At 71.9% G+C, this 15,056-nt stretch carries 16 protein-coding genes and 3 tRNA genes; 15 read left to right on the top strand and 4 right to left on the bottom strand.

The window, feature by feature from the left end:
• Positions 1-14: 14 nt before the first annotated feature.
• Entirely contained in the window at positions 15-1,136 is a 1,122-nt protein-coding gene (locus ACIBBF_RS06880) for a hypothetical protein (protein WP_397411847.1), read from the top strand.
• A gap of 37 nt (positions 1,137-1,173) precedes the next feature.
• Here ACIBBF_RS06880 and ACIBBF_RS06875 read toward each other — a convergent pair whose 3' ends face one another.
• Entirely contained in the window at positions 1,174-1,812 is a 639-nt protein-coding gene (locus ACIBBF_RS06875) for a bacterial proteasome activator family protein (protein WP_397411845.1), read from the bottom strand.
• 94 nt (positions 1,813-1,906) lie between these two features.
• On the bottom strand, positions 1,907-2,884 hold the full coding sequence (locus ACIBBF_RS06870; RefSeq protein WP_397411843.1) for an NAD(P)H-quinone oxidoreductase: 978 nt from the start codon (positions 2,882-2,884) through the stop codon (positions 1,907-1,909).
• A 143-nt stretch (positions 2,885-3,027) separates the two neighbouring features.
• Here ACIBBF_RS06870 and ACIBBF_RS06865 point away from each other — a divergent pair, with 143 nt between their 5' ends.
• The 5 genes from ACIBBF_RS06865 to ACIBBF_RS06845 all read left to right on the top strand — a co-directional run bounded on the left by ACIBBF_RS06865 (position 3,028) and on the right by ACIBBF_RS06845 (position 9,059).
• On the top strand, positions 3,028-7,125 hold the full coding sequence (locus tag ACIBBF_RS06865; RefSeq protein WP_397411841.1) for an ATP-binding protein: 4,098 nt from the start codon (positions 3,028-3,030) through the stop codon (positions 7,123-7,125).
• Between the two features lie 40 nt (positions 7,126-7,165).
• On the top strand, positions 7,166-7,615 hold the full coding sequence (locus tag ACIBBF_RS06860) for a roadblock/LC7 domain-containing protein (protein WP_020017525.1): 450 nt from the start codon (positions 7,166-7,168) through the stop codon (positions 7,613-7,615).
• Positions 7,616-7,625: 10 nt separating this feature from the next.
• Positions 7,626-8,036, top strand: coding sequence for a DUF742 domain-containing protein (locus ACIBBF_RS06855; protein WP_119141442.1), 411 nt, complete (start codon positions 7,626-7,628; stop codon positions 8,034-8,036).
• A 172-nt stretch (positions 8,037-8,208) separates the two neighbouring features.
• Positions 8,209-8,847, top strand: a complete 639-nt coding sequence (locus ACIBBF_RS06850) for a GTP-binding protein (RefSeq protein WP_397412675.1) — start codon at positions 8,209-8,211, stop codon at positions 8,845-8,847.
• Between the two features lie 127 nt (positions 8,848-8,974).
• A tRNA-Ser gene (locus tag ACIBBF_RS06845) sits at positions 8,975-9,059 on the top strand.
• 100 nt (positions 9,060-9,159) lie between these two features.
• Here the strand turns inward: ACIBBF_RS06845 and ACIBBF_RS06840 are convergent.
• Positions 9,160-10,872, bottom strand: coding sequence for a GMC oxidoreductase (locus tag ACIBBF_RS06840; RefSeq protein WP_397411839.1), 1,713 nt, complete (start codon positions 10,870-10,872; stop codon positions 9,160-9,162).
• Positions 10,873-11,101: 229 nt separating this feature from the next.
• Here ACIBBF_RS06840 and ACIBBF_RS06835 point away from each other — a divergent pair.
• Positions 11,102-11,193 (top strand) — tRNA-Ser (locus ACIBBF_RS06835).
• A gap of 201 nt (positions 11,194-11,394) precedes the next feature.
• Positions 11,395-11,467: transfer RNA gene (locus ACIBBF_RS06830), tRNA-Arg, on the top strand.
• On the opposite strand, the gene ACIBBF_RS06825 is transcribed toward ACIBBF_RS06830, so the two are convergent.
• Positions 11,426-11,713, bottom strand: coding sequence for a helix-turn-helix domain-containing protein (locus ACIBBF_RS06825; protein WP_397412674.1), 288 nt, complete (start codon positions 11,711-11,713; stop codon positions 11,426-11,428). The two genes, ACIBBF_RS06830 and ACIBBF_RS06825, sit on opposite strands and share 42 nt — an antisense overlap.
• Before the next feature lie 127 nt (positions 11,714-11,840).
• Between ACIBBF_RS06825 and ACIBBF_RS06820 the strand changes: the two genes are divergently transcribed.
• From ACIBBF_RS06820 to ACIBBF_RS06790, 7 genes are all read left to right on the top strand, one after another.
• Positions 11,841-12,167: a helix-turn-helix domain-containing protein gene (locus ACIBBF_RS06820; protein ID WP_397411837.1), complete on the top strand. Its 327-nt coding sequence runs from the start codon at positions 11,841-11,843 to the stop codon at positions 12,165-12,167.
• 547 nt (positions 12,168-12,714) lie between these two features.
• Complete coding sequence (locus ACIBBF_RS06815; protein ID WP_397411835.1) at positions 12,715-13,092, top strand: hypothetical protein; 378 nt, start codon at positions 12,715-12,717, stop codon at positions 13,090-13,092.
• The gene (locus ACIBBF_RS06810; RefSeq protein ID WP_397411833.1) at positions 13,092-13,322 is read left to right on the top strand and encodes a hypothetical protein; all 231 of its coding nucleotides are present in this window, start codon (positions 13,092-13,094) and stop codon (positions 13,320-13,322) included. The genes ACIBBF_RS06815 and ACIBBF_RS06810 overlap by 1 nt, the downstream gene beginning before the upstream one ends.
• Positions 13,322-14,002, top strand: coding sequence for a DUF2637 domain-containing protein (locus ACIBBF_RS06805; protein WP_397411831.1), 681 nt, complete (start codon positions 13,322-13,324; stop codon positions 14,000-14,002). The genes ACIBBF_RS06810 and ACIBBF_RS06805 overlap by 1 nt, the downstream gene beginning before the upstream one ends.
• On the top strand, positions 13,999-14,478 hold the full coding sequence (locus tag ACIBBF_RS06800; RefSeq protein WP_397411829.1) for a hypothetical protein: 480 nt from the start codon (positions 13,999-14,001) through the stop codon (positions 14,476-14,478). The genes ACIBBF_RS06805 and ACIBBF_RS06800 overlap by 4 nt, the downstream gene beginning before the upstream one ends.
• Complete coding sequence (locus ACIBBF_RS06795; RefSeq protein ID WP_397411827.1) at positions 14,475-14,609, top strand: hypothetical protein; 135 nt, start codon at positions 14,475-14,477, stop codon at positions 14,607-14,609. The genes ACIBBF_RS06800 and ACIBBF_RS06795 overlap by 4 nt, the downstream gene beginning before the upstream one ends.
• Positions 14,606-14,836 carry a hypothetical protein gene (locus ACIBBF_RS06790; RefSeq protein ID WP_397411825.1) on the top strand — a complete coding sequence of 77 codons (231 nt, stop codon included), beginning with the start codon at positions 14,606-14,608 and terminating at the stop codon, positions 14,834-14,836. The genes ACIBBF_RS06795 and ACIBBF_RS06790 overlap by 4 nt, the downstream gene beginning before the upstream one ends.
• The last annotated feature ends 220 nt before the right edge of the window (positions 14,837-15,056 follow it).

Genomic DNA, 15,056 nt, shown 5'->3' with positions numbered 1-15,056 from the left:
CAGAAGGGACCCCGATGGCCTCTCCCCAGCTCCCGCTCCTGCCGCGCACGGCCGCGCAGGCACACCAGGCACGGCACGTCCTGACGGTGCCGGGTGACGTGGAGCTGGACGAGATCGAGGTCCTCGCGCTCTCCCGGTTCTCCGCCACCCGATGGGACGTGGTCCCGGCGGGCATCCTCCCGGGCAACGTGGCCGGCGCACCCCAGGGCCGCCGGGCACAGGGCAAGGAGGTCGGCGTGCTGCGGGTCTCGCGGCACGCGGTGATCAACGGCCCGTACCAGCCCGCCGGCGACGGCTTCGACCTCGGCGTCCCGCCGGGCGCCGCCATGGCCTTCGACATCGTCTGCCACCGCGAGCGCGGCGAGGTTCCCTTCCCGGGCGGTGGCGACCGCGACGGCGTCGGGCGGGCCTTTGCCGGCGGCATGCCCGAACGTGAGGAGCGCCGCCTGGTCGAGTGGCTCGTCGCCGTGGCGCGTCGGCTGGGCGGTTCGCTCCGGCTGGACGTCGGCGGCCTGTGGGACGGCCCGGGCGGCCCGACGGCGCAGCCCGGCGCGGGAGTGGTCCTCACCCCGGACGCCGGCGCCGCCATCGACATGACCGTGTACTCCGACGTCTGGCTGGACCCGCAGGCCGCCCACACGATCCTGCAGCAGGTGCACCCGCGGGCCCGCCTCCACATGGAGGGCCAGGAGTGGGGCGGCCCGCCGAAGGGCATCGCCGACAAGCCGCTGTACCCGGGCGACCCGCTGGACCCGGACCTGCGCAAGCGGCTGCACGACGCCGCCGACGACTACGACATCAAGGCCCTGACCGGCCCCCGCGTGCTCGACGGGTACGGCCTGGTCGTGGAGCTCGGCGTCGACGGCATCGTGTCGATCGAGATCAGCGGTGAGGAGAAGCTGCCGCGCCTGCTGCGCGGCCTGCCGTGGGCGGAGCAGGGCGCGGTGCGCTACTGGGTGCACTGGGCGCCGCACGACCTCGTCGAGTCGCAGCGCGAGTTCCCCGCCATGGAGCTGCGCGTCGCGCGCAAGCGCGCGGCCGAGCTGGTGGCCCGGCTGGCCGCGGCGATCCACGGCGCAGCCGGCGGCGAGATCGCCGACGAGGACGGGTTTCTCGTCGATCCCACCGACCTCTGACCGCCCCGTCCAGCGGTAGCGGTCCAGAAGTACAGGTTCAGAGGTACTGGCCCGGGGTCCGGCGCTCGCCGCCCTCGTCGTCCTGGGCACCCGGCAGGGTGGGGCCGCCCGGCCCGCCGGGGCCGAATGCGGCCGTACCGGGCGGCAGTGCGCGCCGCATCTGCGAGAGCTGCGCCTGGGCGGCCATCTGCTGAGCTACGAGGGCCGTCTGGATGCCGTGGAACAGACCCTCCAGCCAGCCCACGAGCTGTGCCTGGGCCACGCGGAGCTCGGCGTCCGACGGCGCGGAGTCGTCGGTGAACGGCAGCGTGATGCGGTGCAGCTCGTCGACCAGGTCCGGCGAGAGGCCGTCCTCCAGCTCGTGGATGGAGCGCTCGTGGATCTCGGCGAGCCGGGTGCGTGCCGCCTCGTCCAGCGGGGCGTCGCGGACCTCGTCGAGGAGCCGCTTGATCATGCCGCCGATCCGCATGACCTTGGCGGGCTCCTCCACCTGGCCCACCACGGCCTCCGCCTCGTCCACCTTCTCCTCCTCGGCGTGCTCGGCCGCACGGTCGGGCGGCACGGCCGCGCCGTCGGGGGTCACCACCTGGGGGTGCACCGGCGTCGGGCCGCCGGGGCGGCCGGGCGTGCCGGCAGATCGCTCGTCGGTCTCGGGGTTTGCTCGCTCGTCGGTCATGGACCCAGTCTTGCCTCATTCGGCTGACACCCGCACGGCATTCTGTGCGCCGGAACGAAATTACCGGCCATGCCTATATATAGGCATCGGTTGATCACGGAGTCAGGAGCACTTTGCCGAAGGCCTCTCCCGACTCCAGGAGGTCGTGGGCCGACTGCGCCTCGGCGAACGGGATGCGCGCGTGCACCACCGGCCGGACGCGCCCGTCGGCGAACAGCGGCCACACGTGCTGTTCGGTGTCGGCGACGATGCGGGCCTTCTCCTCGGGCGGGCGCGAGCGCAGCAGCGTGCCGGTGACGGTGCCGCGCCGGGCCAGCAGCGCGCTGAGGTCGAGCTCCCCGCGCCGCCCCTGCTGCATCCCGATGACGACCAGGCGGCCGCCGCGGGCCAGCGTGCGGACGTTGGCGTCCAGCGCGCCCCCGCCGAGCAGGTCGAGCACGACGTCGGCGCCGCGCCCGTCCGTCGCGCGCAGCACCTCCTGCGTGAAGTCCTGCGTCCGGTGGTCGACGACGACGTCGGCACCGAGCTCCGCGCACCGGGCCGTGCGCTCGGGCCCGCCCGCCGTGGTGACCACGTGTGCGCCCAGTGCCTTGGCGACCTGGATCGCGATGGTGCCGATGCCCCCGGACCCGCCGTGGACCAGCACCCACTCGCCGGCGCGCAGCCGGCCGACGTCCACGAGGTTGTTCCAGACGGTGCAGGCCGCCTCGGGGAGAGCTGCGGCGTCCACCAGGTCGATGCCGTCGGGCACCGGGAGCACCTGCGTCTCGCGGACCACCGCCAGCTCTGCGTACCCGCCCCCTTCGAGGAGCGCGACCACCTGGTCTCCGACCCGCCAGCGCGACACGCCGCGCCCGACACGCTTGACTGTTCCGGATATCTCCAGACCCGGCCAGTCCGGGGCATTCGGCGGAGGGGGGTAGTATCCGGCCCGTTGGAGCAGGTCAGCGCGATTGACGCCAGCAGCGGCGACCTCGATCAGCACGTCGCTTTGGCCAGTATTCGGGTGATTCAGCGAGGAGAGGGAGAGTTTCCCTGAGGGCCCCGGTCCGGATATCGTGACGGCTCGCACATCGATGAAGCCTACTTCCGCGTGGCCTCACGAGGGTCGTCAGCGGGAACCGGGTGCCGGTAACTTGTACGCAGCACCGAGGGATGCGCGGCGGGCACCACGCACGCCACACCCTTCCGGATCAGTGATGGAGAGAGGTACGCATGTTCCGCAGGTTGGGAGTGCGCGGGAAAGTTCTTGCGACTCTGGTCACGCCTGCCGTCGTCCTGGTCATCGCAGCGGCGTACATCATCGGCCTCTCGGTGGCCGACGCGATGCGCGCGCAGCAGACAGCTGATCTCGTCGCCGCGCTCGAGTACCAGGACCAGGCAGGCACGGCGTTCGCGCAGGAGCGCGCGTACAACATCGTCGCGATGATCGACGACTCCGAGTCCGGTGACGGTGCCCGCCTCGCCCTGCTGCAGGGAACCCCGGAGATCGGGGAGGACGGCAAGCCGGTCACGGACAAGGACGGCAACCCGGTGTGGGCCGCCCCGGCGGCCCAGGCCCAGACGATCACGGCGCTCGACGCCCGCGACGACGAGCTGCTGGACATCGACATCTCGATGCTCGACCAGCGCGTCAAGGACGCCGTCACGCAGACCATCGAGGACCGCGCCGCCATCACCGACGTGCAGAAGAAGGTCGCCGAGGGCCGGCTCACGGAGCAGGTCGCGACCGACGCCTACGGTACGTACATCGACGGTGCGCTCGAGGTGATGGACGCCATCGCGGACACCTCCGAGGACCGCGACCTGGGTACCCGCCTCGAGGCCTACTACGCGATCGACCAGCTCATGCTGACCAACACGTACGAGCGGCCGATCGTCTCGCTGGCCCTGGGCATCTTCAACGCCTACCCCGACGACCAGGCCGAGGCCGCCTCCCGTTCGCTCGCGCTGCGCGCCGCGGACCTGGTCAACCTGGGTGACCGCGAGTGGGACAGCACGCAGGACCTCTTCGACCGCATCCCCGGCGACTACCAGGTGCCGGGGATGGACGGCGTCTACGGCACCGTGCGCGGGTACGTCGCGCGCGGCGACCTCGCCTCCATCCAGCCGGCCCAGGTGCAGGCGTTCCAGGACGAGTCCGCCAAGTGGGTCGAGGAGGGCCGCATCGTCCGCGACGCCGTCCGCGAGGACACGGCGGCCTTCGCCCAGGAGCGCGCCGACGTCGCCGCGAACCGCGCGTACCTCACCGGTGGCGTCGCGATCGCGGCCCTCGGCTTCTCGGTCATCATGGCCCTCGTCATCGCCCGTCGCCTCGTCTCCCCGCTGCGCCGCCTCACGCAGGCCGCCGGCGTGGTCCGTGACCGCCTCCCCACCCTGGTGGAGCAGGTGTCGGTGCCGGGCCAGGGTCCGAGCATCGACCTCGACCCGATCACCGTCGAGTCGTCGGACGAGATCGGTCAGCTCGCCGCGGCGTTCAACGACGTCAACCGCACCACGATCGACGTCGCCCGCGAGCAGGCCGCCCTGCGTGGCTCCATCGCCGAGATGTTCGTCAACGTGGCCCGCCGCGACCAGGTGCTGCTGAACCGGCAGCTCGCCTTCCTCGACGACCTCGAGCGGTCGGAGGAGGACCCGTCGACGCTGTCGAACCTGTTCCGCCTCGACCACCTCGCGACCCGGATGCGCCGCAACGCGGAGTCGCTGCTCGTCCTCGCCGGCATCGACTCCGGTCGTCGCGTGCGCCAGCCGATGCCGGTCTCCGACGTGATCCGTACCGCGTCCTCCGAGATCGAGCTGTACGACCGCGTGCGACTCAACCTCGTCGTCGACCCGATGATGCTGGGCCACAACGCGCTGAACGCCGCGCACCTGCTGGCCGAGCTCCTCGAGAACGCGACGATGTTCTCGGAGCCGCACACGCCGGTCGAGGTCACCACGGCGCGTGACGAGCAGTACGTCACCGTCGTGGTCCGCGACCACGGCCTCGGGATGAACCCCGAGGAGATCGCCGAGGCGAACCGCAAGGTGCTCAGCCACTCCGCGTCCGACGCCGTCGGCGCCCAGCGGCTCGGCCTCTACGTGGTGGGCCGCCTGTCCGACCGCCTCGGCGCCCAGGTGGCGTTCGGTGCGGGCGAGGGCGGTACCGGCACCGAGGTGACCGTCCGATTCCCGGCGGTGCTGTTCATGCCGGACAACGCCATGCCGCTGCCGATGCCCACGGACCCGCTGGAGGCCAACACCCAGCAGGCCGCCTCACAGTTCAACGGCCCGGTCGCCACCGGCCCCGGCACGGGTGCGATGCGTGGCGCGGGGGCGCCGACGAGCGGCTTCGGCTCGCCCGCCGTGACCTCGGCCGGCCCGGCTACGACGTCCGTACCCCAGCAGGGTCTGCCCGTCCCGACCGGCACGTCGCAGATCGCGGCCGCCGCGTTCGCGGCCCAGCCGGCACCCGTCGCCCAGCAGGTGGACATCGAGTCCCTCACGGACGGCACGACGGCGCTCGGCCTGGCCCGGCGCCGCAGCTCGACGGCGGCGCAGCCGGTCGCGGAGACCACACCGACCGGATCGATCGTCCTCCCGGAGATCCAGACGCCGTCGCTCCCGCAGGAGTACCAGGGTGACGACAACGCCTGGGCCCCGCCGTCGAACGTCTCCGAGGGCAGCTCGCTCCCCAGCCGGCAGCGTGCGCCGCAGCCGGCGGAGCCGGTGGCGCCGGTCTTCGAGGACACCACGCCCGCCGCGGTGGACGTGGACCAGCGCAGCGCCCTCTTCTCGAGCTTCCGCTCGCTGAGCACCATCGACCCGGCGGACGGCGGCGGCACCCAGTCGCTGCAGCTCGACCCGGTCACCCAGGACCCGGCCGCGCTGCCGGGGATGTCCGACACCGACGTGATGCGCTTCCCGGCCGCGAACGGCCCGCAGGCGCCGGCCCCGGCCCAGAGCTTCGGCCGGCAGGACCAGGGCGACCGAGGGCTGTCGCAGGGCTTCGGGGCCGAGGCTCCGGAAGGGCCCGACTCGTCCTTCGAGGCGCTGCCCGCGTTCGAGGAGCTCATGGCGGACCTCCCGAGCCGTCGCTCGACGGGTGCGTCCCCGCAGGGCGGCAAGCCCGCCCAGAAGCGTGGGCTGTTCGGCCGCCGGCCGGGTCAGCCCGCCACCGGCGAGCTGCGTGCCTACCAGCCGCAGGAGCGTCCGGCATCGCGTCCGGTCCAGGCCGTGAGCGGTCCGGTGGCCGGCGTGCCGAGCTTCGGCGCCCCGGGCGTGGAGACGCAGAGCTTCCCGGCGCAGGGTTTCCAGGCGCCGGAGCAGCAGGACTTCTACGTCCCCAACCAGGCGCAGGACGTCTACGTCCCGAACCAGCCGCAGGACTTCCAGTCGCTGATCCAGCCGCAGGGCGCCCCCGCCCCGCAGGCGAGCGGCCCGAGGACCGGCGCCTTCCCGGCCCAGACCCCCGCCGCACCTCAGCCGCCCCTGGAGGACCCGACCTACCAGCGGGGCTACCAGGAGGGCTACCAGCGGGCGGTCCAGGAGTCGATGACGTCGGCGATGCCGTCGGTGCCCAGCGCACCCGCGGGCGGCACGGTGCCCGTGCCGACCGCGCAGACCGCGGCGCCGGCGCAGGGGACGAACCCGTTCGTCGACGCGGCCCCGCGCGCCGCGGCCGCTCCGGCCCCGGCGCCCCAGCAGGCGCCCACCTCGTTCGCGTCGGCGCCGGCCACCCAGGCCGTGCCGATGGCGACCGCGCAGCAGCCCGTCCAGTCCCCGGTCCGCGAGTTCAGCGAGCCGTACCCGACCGGCGCTGTGTACGACCCGACGTACGGTTCGCCGGCACCGCTCGCCAAGCGTGCCGCCGGTACGGACGGTGACGGCAAGGACCCACTCGACCCGGAGTACGTGCGGGACTCGGTGGAGGCTCGCTCGGAGTGGACGGCCTCGGCGGTTCTCTACGAGGAGATGACGAGCCTGCTTCGGCGGGGGGCATTCCAGGAAGATGACGTGAAGGAGAACGACTCGTACCGCCCGGCATCGGTCAGCGCCGAGAGCGTGGGCGGCGGTCTGACCCGTCGTACGCGTGGTGCCTCCGGCACCGGGGCGGACCCGACTGTCGAGCGCCTCTCAGCTCGCATCGATCGTGATCCCGAGCAGCTTCGCTCGCGTCTCTCGGCGTTCCAGTCGGCCACCGCGCGTGGCCGGTCGGAGTCGGTGGACGAGGGCAAGTCGGAGCACGAGAACGGCAAGAACGGCGATGGGGACTCGACGTGGGCACCCTCGACCGTGAATCATGTCCCTGACTCAGCGCCGCAGTCGCGGTGACCAAGACGCGTCTGTGGATTCTGACTAGGAGGAACAGAGAGTGACCCTCAGCACCGAAGCAACGAATTTCGGGTGGCTGCTCGACAACTTCGTGCGTACCGTTCCCGGCAGCCGGCACACGCTCGTGGTATCGGCAGACGGCCTGCTCATGGCGATGTCCGACCAGCTCGACCGCACCAGCGGCGATCAGCTCGCGGCAATCGTCTCGGGTATGTCAAGTCTTACGCGTGGAGCTTCCCGGCAGCTCAACGGCGGTAATGTCCGTCAGGCGATCATCGAGATGGACAACGGGTTCCTTTTCCTGATGAACGTCTCGAACGGGTCCGTGCTCGGCGTGGTCGCGGAGGCCACCTGCGACATCGGCCTCATCGGCTACGAGATGGCCCTCCTGGTGTCCCGCACCGAGGCCACGCTCACGCCGCAGCTCATCTCGGAGATGCGGGGCAGCCTCCCGGTCGATGGGCAGACCCGAGCAGCCAGCGTGGGATGAGGACTCGACCATGACGTACGCACCTTTCGGTTCCCAGGGGCAGGGGGACGTCCGTGAGACGTCCACCGTGCGTCCCTACGCGGTCACCGGAGGCCGGGTGCGGTCGGAGCTGTCCGACCTGCCGCTCGAGGCCCTCGTGGAGGTTCTTCCCGGCGCGGTCAGCAGCTACGGCCTGCCGCCCGAGAAGCGCGCGATCCTCCAGCACGCCGCGCACACGTACGTGTCGATCGCCGAGCTGTCGGCCCTCCTGCGTCTGCCCCTGGGGGTCGTCCGGATCCTGGTGGCGGACATGCAGGAGGAAGGGCACGTCACCGTGCACACCTCGACACCGGTTAACGTCCACACAGGCCACGGCAGCTCGAACTCGGGCCTGTCGCTGAGCGTCTTGGAGAGTGTTCTGAATGGCATTTCCGCCCTCTGACGGCGGGGCCCGCAGCGGCCCCAACTGGGCCCCGGTCTCGGGTAACGCCGGCACCGCGACGGCCTCCTCGAACACGCCTGCGCGCCAGAGCGTGCTCGGTGGTGGCGGCGGCGCCCCGGCGCCCACCGCGCAGGCATCCCGGCCCGCGCAGACCCAGCCCGCGCCGCCGGTGATGCAGCAGGCACCTGCCGGCACCGCGGGCGCGCAGCCCGCTCCCGGCGCGCAGCCCGCGTCCGAGCGCACGGCTCCGACGGTCGTCAAGATCGTCGTCGCCGGTGGCTTCGCCGTGGGCAAGACGACGTTCATCGGTTCCATCTCCGACGTCGAGCCGCTGAACACCGAGGCCGCCATGACCGAGCACTCGGTCGGCGTGGACGACGCGGGTGGTGTCACCGACCGCAAGACCACCACCACGGTGGCCATGGACTTCGGCCGCGTGGAGCTGCCGGGCAACCTGTGGCTGTACCTGTTCGGCACGCCGGGTCAGGACCGCTTCCTGTTCATGTGGGACGACCTGGTGCGCGGCGCGATCGGCGCCGTCGTCCTGGTGGACACGGACCGCCTGGAGCAGCGCTTCCCGGCGATCGACTACTTCGAGTCCCGCAACATCCCGTTCGTCGTGGGCGTGAACTGCTTCGACGGCGTGGCCAAGCACCGGCTCGAGGACGTGCGCGAGGCGCTCCAGATCCCCTCCCACGTGCCGATGCTGTACACCGACGCACGCTCGCGCGCGGCCACCAAGCAGACGCTCATCGCGCTGGTCCAGCTCGCGATGCGTCAGCTCCGGTCCGGCGCACAGGCGCAGGGCTGAGTCACTCTCCAGCACTTCGCGTACGGCGGGCCACCTTTCGAGGCGGCCCGCCGTCGCCGTCCGTGCTGGCGCTAGACTGTGTGGCCGCGCGGTCCTGTCGTCTGCACGGCGGACGCCGGGCGCGCGAGGAGGGCTGACAGAGCGGCCTAATGTGACGGTCTTGAAAACCGTTGTGCGGCAACGCACCGGGGGTTCGAATCCCTCGCCCTCCGCTCAGGAACGTCGACGTCACGGGGCGCCGGCCAGGGGGACTCGCCTCCGGGCCGGCGCCCTCTGTCGTCCAGACCGCTCCTGCGGGCTGGTCCCGACGATCTAGCTGATCCCGACGATGGGGAGCCGCAGCGCGGCCGGTGCCGCCTCGGGTACCACGGGCGCCGTCGGTCGCACCGGCCGGACGGGCACGTACGCGCCGCCCGGTGCGGGCCGGGCGTCCGGCTCACCGGCGTTCGGCCACAGCGCGCACGCGCGCTCCGCCTGCGCCGTGATGGTCAGCGAAGGGTTCACCCCGAGGTTCGCCGTCACCGCCGAACCGTCCATCACGTGCAGCCCCTCGTGCCCGAACACCCGCAGGTACGGGTCGACGACGCCGCTCTCCGCGTCCGACCCGATCGCGCAGCCGCCGAGGATGTGCGCGGTGAGCGGGATGTTGAACGGGTCGCCGATCGTGCCGCCCGCGATGCCCTCGACACCGTCGTCACCCAGCTTGTCGGCCATCCGCCGCACCGCCTCGTGCCCCTCCGGGATCCAGCTCGGGTTCGGCACCCCGGTGCCCTGCCGCGACGTCATGAAACGTCCGAAGGGTGACCGCCTGGTCAGGGTGACGAGCGAGTTGTCCTGGGCCTGCATGACCAGGGCGATGACGGTCCGCTCCGACCAGCGGCGCCAGTCCAGCAGCACCGGCAGCCATCTCAGGTTCTTGCCCATCTCGCCGAGCCAGCGCACGAAGCGGTGCGGTCCGCCGTCCACGAGGATGTGCTGGAGGGCCGCCATGACGTTGGACCCGTGCCCGTACCGGACGGGCTCGATGTGCGTGCTCTCGTTCGGGTAGAACGACGACGTGATGGCCACCCCGCGGGAGTAGTCGGTCGAGCCGACCTTGTGCGTCATCGCCCCCAGCAGCGCCTCGGAGTTCGTGCGCGTGAGATGCCCGAGCCGGGCCGACAGCCGCGGCAGCGTGCCGGCGTCCTTCATGGCGTGCAGCAGCCGCTGCGTCCCGAGCGTGCCGGCCGCGAAGACCACCTGCCGCGCGGTGAACCGTCGTCCGCCGGCCCACCGCCTCCCGGTACGGTGCGTGCGCACCTCGTACCCGCCGCCGTCCAGCGGCCGCACGACGTCGGCCGTGGTCAGCGGGTGCACCGTGGCGCCCGCCTGTTCCGCGAGATAGAGATAGTTCTTCACCAGGGTGTTCTTGGCGCCGTGACGGCAGCCGGTCATGCACTCGCCGCACTCCGTGCAGCCGGACCGCTCGGGACCCACGCCGCCGAAGAACGGATCGGGGTCCCGGCGTCCCGGTGTCGGTGCCTCGGCCCCGCCGGGCCCGAAGTAGACGCCGACGCGGGTGGGCCGGAAGGTGTGCCCCACGCCCATGTCGTCGGCCACGCCGCGGACGATCTCGTCGGCCGGGGAGCGCCCGTGGTACCGCACCACGCCGAGCATGCGCTCCGCCTGGTCGTAGTACGGCGCGAGCTCGGACTTCCAGTCGGTGATGTGGGACCACGCGGTGTCGGCGTAGAACGGGTCCAAGGGGCGGTAGAGCGTGTTGGCGTACACCAGCGACCCACCGCCGACGCCTGCGCCCGTGAGGCACAGGACGTTGCGCAGCAGGCGGACCCGCTGGATCCCGTAGCAGCCGAGCGCGGGAGCCCACAGGAACTGCTTGAGGTGCCAGGAGTTCTTCGCGAACTCGTGGTCCTCGAACCTGCGGCCGGCCTCGAGCACGCCGACGCGGTAGCCCTTCTCCGTGAGCCGGAGGGCGGCGACGCTGCCGCCGAAACCGGATCCGATGACCAAGACGTCGTAGTCCATGTCCGCGAATGTACCCGCTATTGACGCCAGGTGAAATATGCCGGGTGGGAGTTCTCGCACGGCCTCCGCGGGCCGGTCGCTCCAGCGTGCGCGCGGTTGAGGAACCGCAGGATGACGCGGTTCCGGAGCGCGCAGCAGTACTGATCGGCCCTCCGCTTTGCTCAGGCCGCCGTGCGGCAGGTACCCTGGGCCGCGCGGCATCGCCCTGTCTGGGCGTGGGGTGTCGCGAGGAGACGTCGCATAGTCAGGTCTAGTGCGCCACCCTGCTAAGGTGGTAACGGGGCAACCCGTTCGAGGGTTCAAATCCCTCCGTCTCCGCCAGGAAGGTCCCGGCCGCGCGTGACGCCCGGGGCCTTTTCTGTCGGAACTCTCGTGCGACTCGTCGGGCGGCGGTTCCGGACGGTCTGTGACGGAGTTCTCTCCGGGAAGCGCGGTTTGAGTTTGGGCCCGCGCCGAACAGGCGGTAGTGTTCTCGTCGGTCGGCCGCACGAGCGGCGAACCGACAGTCGTGCAGTACAGCAGGCGCCCGTAGCTCAACGGATAGAGCATCTGACTACGGATCAGAAGGTTGGGGGTTCGAATCCCTTCGGGCGCACCGGAACAACAGAGCGCCTCGATCCAGTCCCAGGACTGGTTCGAGGCGCTCTACTTCGTCCAGGGTCCAGGGGATCCGTCCGCGCCACCGGTCCGAGAGCGACTGCTGGGAAATGCCGATCACGCGTGACAGCCGACGCTGGCTGATGCCGCGCCGGCCGCACTCCGCCTTGATCTCGTCCCGGATGATCTCGCTGTAGGTCGTCGGCGCCGTGTAGGCCGGCGCGACCAGCTCCTGTGTCGTCATGCCGCCAACATTACCGGGAAACTCGGTAGTGTCCAGAGGGCGACAGAAGGTCCCTCGGCGACTTCACCCGCACCTGGTGACCTACTGCTGTTGCGAGTGACCGGGTATGTCGGTTAGAACTACAGCCATGTCAGTCACGACCGCTCGCCACGCTGCTGTCCCGCGCGGCTCGCTCGCAGATCGCGCACGGCGCAACATCGAGCGCCGCATGGGAGAGCTGGGGCTCTCGCAGCGCCGGGCGGCCGCACAGCTGGGCATCTCCCAGCAGTCCCTGTCCGACCGCGCCAGCGGGCACATCCCCTGGCGCCTCAACGAGATCGAGGCGGCCGCCGTCACGCTGGAGATGGACCTGACCTCCATCCTGGCGCCCGTCGACGACGACCTGGAGCTCACGCTGACCGAGCCCCTCGACGACGTACGAGTCCAGCAGCGGCTCGACGACGTAGCCGTCTGATCAGGCCGGCCCCCGCACCGGGGGCCGGCCTTTCCGTGTTGGCCCAGCGGGCCAGCACCCGGCGTTTCCTCTTCACGTCGCCCCGCCGGGTACCAAACCAGGCTGACGGCCTCCCTTTCCTCAGTCCGCTGGTGGGGGCCCGGCGGCACCGGCACGCGCGAGCTCGAGATCCCGTCCCGGTCCAGTACAGGAGCGCGCTCACGTTCGGTGAGGGCGCTACGGGTGCTGGCCGAGACGAGATATCGGGGCATGGATCTTGGGCCGCTTTGGGGGAGGGGACCGCTCCGGAAGAGCTCCCGCCGCCGGCGGGATCCGCTCCGCCGGAATCCCGGCCTCATGTGAGACCGGGTGTCACTCTGGGAGGTATGCGACCCGAACACCAGTGCGAACACGGCGACGACCGCACACGCCACACCCGCGCCGGCGAACCGCTCTGCCCCCTGTGCCGGCTGACCTATCGACGTACCACGAACGCTCTGGCCAACATCCGGCCGCCCGCCCTCGACTACGCGGCGCTCGCGGCCCACGACACACCAGGAGACGACCCATGAACCTGCTGAACGCCACCGCCACACCCGCCGTCGAGCGCGCCGCGCGGGCGATGCGCGCCGACTTCCGCAAGGACCTGGCCCACGACGACGAGCTGGGCGACTTCGCGACGGTCCGCGCGGGCCTGGCGGCCGCGCTCGACGTCGACGAGCTCACCAAGCTCCTCGACCGATGCATCAACTGGGAGCTGTCGCTCCTGAGCAAGAACGGCCCGTACATCGTCTGCACCGACTGCCGCGCGCACGTGCTCGACGACCCCGAGCTGGACGAGAACCTCGCCATCGAGGAGTCCGACGCCGGACGGATCCGGGCGGCTGGGATGCGCCACCACGCGGAGTCCGTGCGCGCCGCCATCGTCGTCGGGGAGCGTGCGTGATGACGACCTACCAGCCGCCCGTCGACGTCGACTTCGGCGCCCCGCTCCCGCACCGTCTCCCCGCGGCTCTCGTCCCGCCCGCCGGTGAGCCGCACACCTTCGAGCTCGCCGGCTACTCGCTCATGGCCGGCGTGCACGACGGCCGCCCGTTCGTCCGCGCGCCCGGCGCCGACGTCGACGAGGTCCTCGCGGCACTCCAGGCGATCGTCGACGCGATCGAGGCGCTCTGATGGCGGCCCGGCGGCTCGACGCCGACCGCGCGCCCGTCGTCGTCCTGACCATCCTGTTCGGCGTGACGATCGCCGCCGCGTCGTTCGTGCTCTCGTTCCACGGTCTGCGCGACGTCGCGACCTGGGGCCGCGTGCCCCTCTGGCTCGCCTGGCTCGTGCCCGTCATGATCGACGCCGCCGTCCTGTGCTACACCCTGGCCTGGCTCGTCCAGCGGGCCCGCCGCGAGTCCGTGTGGCTCTCCTGGGTGTCGCTGGCGCTCTTCACGGCCGTGAGCACCCTGGGCAACACGTTGCACGGCTGGGAGCCCTCAGAGGCCGTCCAGCGCATCGTCGGGACCGCCGTCGTCGGCCTCGCCCCGCTCGCCATGCTCCTGGCCACCCACACGCTCGCCCAGCTCCTCACCGAGCGCGTCTCGCGCGTCGACGAGACGGCCACGACCCCGACGCCCGTCGTGTCCCGCGTCGTCGACCTGGGCGCCGTCCGCCAGTCGCTCGCCGGCCGCCGGCACGCGCGGCCGCCACGTCGACGCCGGACGCGCACGCCCGACCGCCAGGCGCTCGCGGCCAAGGTGCGCGAGCTGCGCGCCCAGGTCCCCCCTCCCAGCTTCGAGGCCATCGGCCAGGAGCTCCACATCCCGAAGAGCACAGCGCACGCGCTCTACCAGGAGGTCCAGGCATGACTCGAGAACTGACCGACGCCGAGGTGCTTGCCACCACGGAGGAGATGCTGGCCATCCTCCGCGAGCCGGACCCGGACCCGATGCTGTTCGGCCTGCTGTACTCGCTGCCCCTCAGCGGGCCGAACCTGGCCAAGGTGCTCGGCGCCGTGGGCACCACCGCTGGCATGGCGACGCTCCAGGCCGCCGGCGTCGACCTGGACGACCCCGTCGAGCGCGCGAGGTTCAGTGTCCGGACGCACACGACCATGCCGGCCGACGACACCGCCGGCTTCGAGCTCGCTGCCGGCGAGCTCGTCAACCTCGGGTGCGCGTTCGTTCTCGCGGACGACGACTTCAACGAGGCCGGGGCGCTCGCGGCCGCAACGAACCGCATCGTGGCCCGTGGTCCCGAGTTCACGTTCCTCACGCTCGGCGCGGTGCTCTCCCACATCCGCCGGATCTTGCATGGCGACACCCGGGGGGTGATCCGCACATGAGCCGCGCACGTGACGCGCGCCGTGCGCGGGCCCAGCGGCGCCGCGAGGTCCGGACGGCGCTCGCGTACCTCGCCGCCGTCGTCGTCGGCGTGGCGGGCGGTATCGGCCTCGACGCATGGCTCCACCAGTGAGCGAGATCATGAGCGTCGACGTCATCCGTTACCGCTCGTGGCGCGCCTGGCTCCGGACGCGCTGGCGCACGCGGTGCCTGGTCTGTGGCGAGCGCACGGGCGGCCACACCACCGCGCGGGCCGCCGCACACGAGGCCCACCGTCACCTCGCGTGGCACGGGATGCTGGACGCGATCCTCCGCCGCGCGGTGCGGGACGGGATCATCCCGGGCCCCGATGGCGGCTGACGACTGGAACGGGCGGAAGGTCGCGAGCTCGCGCGACCGCTGGCGCTCGCGGCTCCCCCTCCCGTGCTACCTCTGCGGGCGGCCGGTGACCGGCGGCGCGTGGGTCGTCGAGCACGACCCACCGCGGCGCTGGTTCCGGGCCCAGGGGGTCCGGGTGATCCCCGCCTGGGCTGAGGTGGGGGTCTCCCACCGCGGGTGCTCGGACGCGTCGGGCGGCCGC

Origin of the sequence: Promicromonospora sp. NPDC050880, from assembly GCF_044456525.1 — a bacterium.
Taxonomy (GTDB): Bacteria; Actinomycetota; Actinomycetes; order Actinomycetales; family Cellulomonadaceae; genus Promicromonospora.
The sequence above is the reverse complement of the archived record's forward strand: the minus strand, read 5'-3'. Positions and strand labels throughout refer to the sequence as shown.

What these genes read in the sequence shown, in the direction of transcription:
- ACIBBF_RS06795 (WP_397411827.1), top strand. Translation starts at nt 14,475, where the DNA reads ATGAGCCGCGCACGTGACGCGCGCCGTGCGCGGGCCCAGCGGCGCCGC.
- ACIBBF_RS06880 (WP_397411847.1), top strand. Translation starts at nt 15, where the DNA reads ATGGCCTCTCCCCAGCTCCCGCTCCTGCCGCGCACGGCCGCGCAGGCA.
- ACIBBF_RS06850 (WP_397412675.1), top strand. Translation starts at nt 8,209, where the DNA reads ATGCAGCAGGCACCTGCCGGCACCGCGGGCGCGCAGCCCGCTCCCGGC.
- ACIBBF_RS06855 (WP_119141442.1), top strand. Translation starts at nt 7,626, where the DNA reads ATGACGTACGCACCTTTCGGTTCCCAGGGGCAGGGGGACGTCCGTGAG.
- ACIBBF_RS06825 (WP_397412674.1), bottom strand. Translation starts at nt 11,713, where the DNA reads ATGACGACACAGGAGCTGGTCGCGCCGGCCTACACGGCGCCGACGACC.
- ACIBBF_RS06840 (WP_397411839.1), bottom strand. Translation starts at nt 10,872, where the DNA reads ATGGACTACGACGTCTTGGTCATCGGATCCGGTTTCGGCGGCAGCGTC.
- ACIBBF_RS06820 (WP_397411837.1), top strand. Translation starts at nt 11,841, where the DNA reads ATGTCAGTCACGACCGCTCGCCACGCTGCTGTCCCGCGCGGCTCGCTC.
- ACIBBF_RS06805 (WP_397411831.1), top strand. Translation starts at nt 13,322, where the DNA reads ATGGCGGCCCGGCGGCTCGACGCCGACCGCGCGCCCGTCGTCGTCCTG.
- ACIBBF_RS06800 (WP_397411829.1), top strand. Translation starts at nt 13,999, where the DNA reads ATGACTCGAGAACTGACCGACGCCGAGGTGCTTGCCACCACGGAGGAG.
- ACIBBF_RS06875 (WP_397411845.1), bottom strand. Translation starts at nt 1,812, where the DNA reads ATGACCGACGAGCGAGCAAACCCCGAGACCGACGAGCGATCTGCCGGC.
- ACIBBF_RS06815 (WP_397411835.1), top strand. Translation starts at nt 12,715, where the DNA reads ATGAACCTGCTGAACGCCACCGCCACACCCGCCGTCGAGCGCGCCGCG.
- ACIBBF_RS06810 (WP_397411833.1), top strand. Translation starts at nt 13,092, where the DNA reads ATGACGACCTACCAGCCGCCCGTCGACGTCGACTTCGGCGCCCCGCTC.
- ACIBBF_RS06865 (WP_397411841.1), top strand. Translation starts at nt 3,028, where the DNA reads ATGTTCCGCAGGTTGGGAGTGCGCGGGAAAGTTCTTGCGACTCTGGTC.